The sequence below is a fragment of the uncultured Fretibacterium sp. genome (assembly GCF_938040765.1).
In the GTDB taxonomy this organism is placed as follows: domain Bacteria; phylum Synergistota; class Synergistia; order Synergistales; family Aminobacteriaceae; genus CAJPSE01.
In genome coordinates, this window is sequence record NZ_CALIAA010000205.1 from 1 (window position 1) to 3,775 (window position 3,775).

Genomic DNA, 3,775 nt, shown 5'->3' on the forward strand with positions numbered 1-3,775 from the left:
TACTTCTTTCTTCTTACTTCTTTCTTCTTACTTCTTTCTTCTTTCTTGCTCCCCCCAGGGGGTTAGGGAGGAGGTCCCCCCCCTTCACTCCCAGTCGAAACGGGCGTCCTCCACCGTCTCCTCTATTTCGTCGATGAGGTTCGACAGCGTTTTCAGCCCTGCGCGGTCCCCCTCCTGCGCGGAGTCGCTCCCCTCCTTGCGGAGCCTCGTAAGGAAATACTCGGCCCATTCTTTCAATCGGTCGGCGAAGGGCTCGAAAAGCCTCGTGTACGTCATGGTCTGCCGTGCGTCCTGGAACATGCCGATGAGATTGTTTGGGGAGAATACGGCGTTGTCCATCATGTAGGGGACGAAGACGGTCTGTCCCCTGGGGTCGAAGTAGACCAGCCCGGCGGCAATCAGCTCCTCCATCGCCCCCTTGAGCTCGCTTTCCGAGAGCCCCGTGTCCCCGCATATCAATCCCTGCTGGAATGGGAACAGCCCGCTCATTCGGGAATGCCTTGCGAACAGGAGCGACAGAAACAGATAGCGCCCGTTCGCCGTGAAACGCTTCAGGTGCAGATTGGGGTCGCTCCATATCGCGGCGGACATCCTGAAAAATCTCACCTCTCCTCTGCTCTTTTTCTTCTTGCCGGGCCTCCCCTCCGGCTCGCGCTCCGACAGGTCGCCCTCGTCGGGGCGGGGGTCGTCAAACGGGATATCGTCCGGCTCGTACCCCATGGGGGCCTCTGGATATCGGGTCATGCCCTCCCTCCCTTGCGCTCGTCTCCTGATGCCGAGGGGGCCAAGGAGGCCCCCGCCCTCCCTACGCCACGCTGAACCGCCGGGTCTCGACCTCCTTCAGGTATTGCCCGTAAAGATCGGTGTGGGTCGCCTTGAACGCCGTCGTGTCGAACCGCCTGCTCAGGACCTTGGTCCAGCGGACCTTGAACACGTCCACCAGCATCTCCGACACGCCCCGTGCCGTCATCTCCGCCTTGATGTCGTCCTCGATGGACGCTATCTCCGCCGCCAGCTCCTCGGCCATTTGCTTGAGCCCCTTCAGGTCCCTTACCTTCGCTGCAAGCTCCTTCTGTCCCATCGTCACAGCCTCCCTTGGATTTGGTCCCCGAAGGCGGTACAATGGAACCGCCCTCGGGTTGATGTGTCTCTTCCTGTGGTGCACGGCGGTCCAGGGTCGCCTCCCTAGGCCGCCTTCCTCTTTCCCCGGTTCTCGTGGAACCAGAGCCGCGTCTCGAACTTTTCGTCCAGGTCCAGGCAGTATTCCCTGACCTCCCGCGCCGTGATGAACCCCAGTAGCTCGTCGTAGTCCAGCAGGAACGCCCCGGCCTCCTCCTCGGGGACCGTTATCAGATCACTCCCCTCAATGCTGTCCGCGCTGTCCAGGTAGTCCAGGAAGAACCACCTGTGGGCCTCCTTCAGGGCCTCCGCCTCGTCCCCGTCGCAGGGCACCCGGTCGTACTCTTCCCAGTCGTCCTCGTCCCCCGTGGTGTTGCGGGAGTAGAACCAATCCCCGTCCTCGTCCCGCTCCACCCGGAGCTCGTGCCCCATGATCTCGCAGTACCCCATGGAGCACTCCGCCGCCGTCCCCCGGATGACCTCGTCGAAGTCCCCAGTCCCCGACATCAGCACGTACCGATCTTCCATACCGATCATCTCCTTTCGTTTTGTCCCGCTCGGCCTCGGTCTCGCCTCCGCCTTGCCTCCCCCGGCTCTTCGCGTTCTCCGCCGCTCGTCGCGCCTGACGCTCCCGACTCCCGCTCCCCGGTTGGGGGGACCTCCTCTGCCCGTCCCCTGGGCCTCACCTTGTCAAGCTGCCTCGCCTTGGTTGATGGAGATATTATTAACGATATCGTTATCATAATCAATACGTAATAATACCTATTATTAACGATGAAGATAATATTATCGTTATCGTTGCTATAATGGCTTTGGGAAGGGAGGTGCTCCTATGCTTGAAAATTTCATGACCGTCAAGGATGCGGCTGCTTTTCTTGGGTTATCGACCGGACGCATCAGGCAACTTTGCATTAAAGGGGAAATACCAAAAGCTCAAAAAGTCGGCAACACGTGGGTTATTCCTCGGGCATCTGTCGAGGCATACGAGCCCGGTCCCCAGGGCTTTGCTGCCGTATGGGAGCGCCGCAAGGCAGAGCAAGCCGCACTGCGTGAGGAAATCGCGTCTGCGGTGTCTGCGGCCAAGGGGGAGGAGGGATAGGGGATGGCGACCTATACGGCTTGCTACACGAAGATAGAGGCGGGCTATATGGGGCAGCTCCTCGAATGGCCGGAGGTCATCACGGAGGGGGGCACCCTGGAGGAGTGCCGGGCCATGCTGATAGACGCCGCCCAGGAGATGACGCGGGCCTATCTGGAGACGGGGCAGGTCCCACCGCAGACTCAGGTCCTCTTCGAGCCTCTCCCTGTGGTCACGGACGGAGGGGCGCATGTCGGTTAACCGGCGCGAGCTCGTGAGGCACCTGGAGCAATACGGTTTTTTCTGCAACGGGAGGGCGGCAATCACAGCATCTACAGCAACGGCAAGGGCAAGATGGTCCCGGTCAAGCGTCACACGACCTTCGACCGTATCACGGCAAACGCCCTGTGCAGGCAGGCCGGTATCCCGGCGATCTTTTGACCGGGGAGGAGGGGCAGGAGATGGAGGACCACAAACCGGAACGGGTCTATCTTTGTTTTTTGCTGGACAATGCGTTCGGAACCTTCCAGGATTTCCGGAGAGTTGAATACAACCCGGTTGAGGATGCAGATTTTGGGGGGGAGGATGTTTCTCCTGTAATCAGGTATTTTCGGCAGGCAAAAGGCGCTGTCGAATATCCCGCTCCCTCTGAGGATGTTTGGCGTCGCTTCAGGGAACGCCTCGATGCTTTGGGCGTATTTGAGTGGAAGTCCCGCCCTATAGCCGGGGAGAATGAAGATGTGCTCGATTGGATGCCGCCTTCATGGAACATCCAGATCACCTACCCTGATCGGGCAATCGACATCAAAGGCCCGATAGATGAGTTGCCGCCGCACGGGACAGGCAAACCGGGGTTGGAGTTTCGGCAGTTCTGCGAAGCCGTCTCCGAACTGATCGGCGGTCACGAGTTCGGACAAGATATCCTTTGATTCAATAGGTCCCCGCACTGAACTCATTGAGAACACGCAGGGGAGGACGCGGCATGAAGAAACAGACGGAGGAGTTTCGAGAAAGGGTGGAGACCGAGGTCTTTGTCTCCACGGAGGCAGCGGACTATTTGGGGATGAGCCGTCAGAATCTCTCACAGCAGACCAAGGCCGGGCGCATCCCCTGCATTCGGGGGAAGCTGTACCTCAAGGCCGATCTGGACGAGTACAACGGGACGGTCAGAAGCGAGCAACATAGGGCCGGCGGGGACAAGAAACGGGACAACCGTGAAGCCCCATCTATACCCGACCTGTAGAGTCTCCTGCTGAAAAACCGACGCCCTCCTGAGGTCGTGCCCCGGAGGGGGGTAACACAGATTTACTTCCTTGGCCACAGGAGAGAGGTCTACAGGTAGGCCAAGGAGGACGGTCCGGTTTGGTTTTTCATGAAGTTGTGAAAAACCGACGGTACCCCCTGAGGCGATAGAGGGGTGAATCCGTTTCACCCCCTTGACGTCCCTCACGGTTCATTAGGGACAGGCCAAGGGGGCTCAAGTGTCGTCATTTTGACGACGGTTGGAGGACGGCCCCCTGCTCCCCTGCGCCGCAGATCGGCACGCCGGACGTTGGTATAATCGTCATCGAGGAGGTG

The 3,775-nt window shown here is 59.6% G+C and carries 7 protein-coding genes; 4 read left to right on the forward strand and 3 right to left on the reverse strand.

Annotated elements, in window-relative coordinates:
• Positions 1 to 84: 84 nt before the first annotated feature.
• The 3 genes from Q0176_RS07085 to Q0176_RS07095 all read right to left on the reverse strand — a co-directional run bounded on the left by Q0176_RS07085 (position 85) and on the right by Q0176_RS07095 (position 1,647).
• Positions 85 to 744 carry a hypothetical protein gene (locus tag Q0176_RS07085; protein WP_299300725.1) on the reverse strand — a complete coding sequence of 220 codons (660 nt, stop codon included), beginning with the start codon at positions 742 to 744 and terminating at the stop codon, positions 85 to 87.
• A 61-nt stretch (positions 745 to 805) separates the two neighbouring features.
• Positions 806 to 1,081, reverse strand: a complete 276-nt coding sequence (locus tag Q0176_RS07090; RefSeq protein WP_299300728.1) for a hypothetical protein — start codon at positions 1,079 to 1,081, stop codon at positions 806 to 808.
• Positions 1,082 to 1,185: 104 nt separating this feature from the next.
• Complete coding sequence (locus Q0176_RS07095; protein WP_299300731.1) at positions 1,186 to 1,647, reverse strand: hypothetical protein; 462 nt, start codon at positions 1,645 to 1,647, stop codon at positions 1,186 to 1,188.
• A 304-nt stretch (positions 1,648 to 1,951) separates the two neighbouring features.
• Between Q0176_RS07095 and Q0176_RS07100 the strand changes: the two genes are divergently transcribed.
• The 4 genes from Q0176_RS07100 to Q0176_RS07115 all read left to right on the forward strand — a co-directional run bounded on the left by Q0176_RS07100 (position 1,952) and on the right by Q0176_RS07115 (position 3,440).
• Entirely contained in the window at positions 1,952 to 2,218 is a 267-nt protein-coding gene (locus Q0176_RS07100; RefSeq protein ID WP_299300734.1) for a helix-turn-helix domain-containing protein, read from the forward strand.
• Positions 2,219 to 2,221: 3 nt separating this feature from the next.
• The gene (locus Q0176_RS07105; RefSeq protein WP_299300737.1) at positions 2,222 to 2,458 is read left to right on the forward strand and encodes a type II toxin-antitoxin system HicB family antitoxin; all 237 of its coding nucleotides are present in this window, start codon (positions 2,222 to 2,224) and stop codon (positions 2,456 to 2,458) included.
• A gap of 200 nt (positions 2,459 to 2,658) precedes the next feature.
• On the forward strand, positions 2,659 to 3,126 hold the full coding sequence (locus Q0176_RS07110) for a hypothetical protein (protein ID WP_299300739.1): 468 nt from the start codon (positions 2,659 to 2,661) through the stop codon (positions 3,124 to 3,126).
• A gap of 53 nt (positions 3,127 to 3,179) precedes the next feature.
• Complete coding sequence (locus tag Q0176_RS07115) at positions 3,180 to 3,440, forward strand: helix-turn-helix domain-containing protein (protein WP_299300742.1); 261 nt, start codon at positions 3,180 to 3,182, stop codon at positions 3,438 to 3,440.
• Positions 3,441 to 3,775 lie beyond the last annotated feature (335 nt).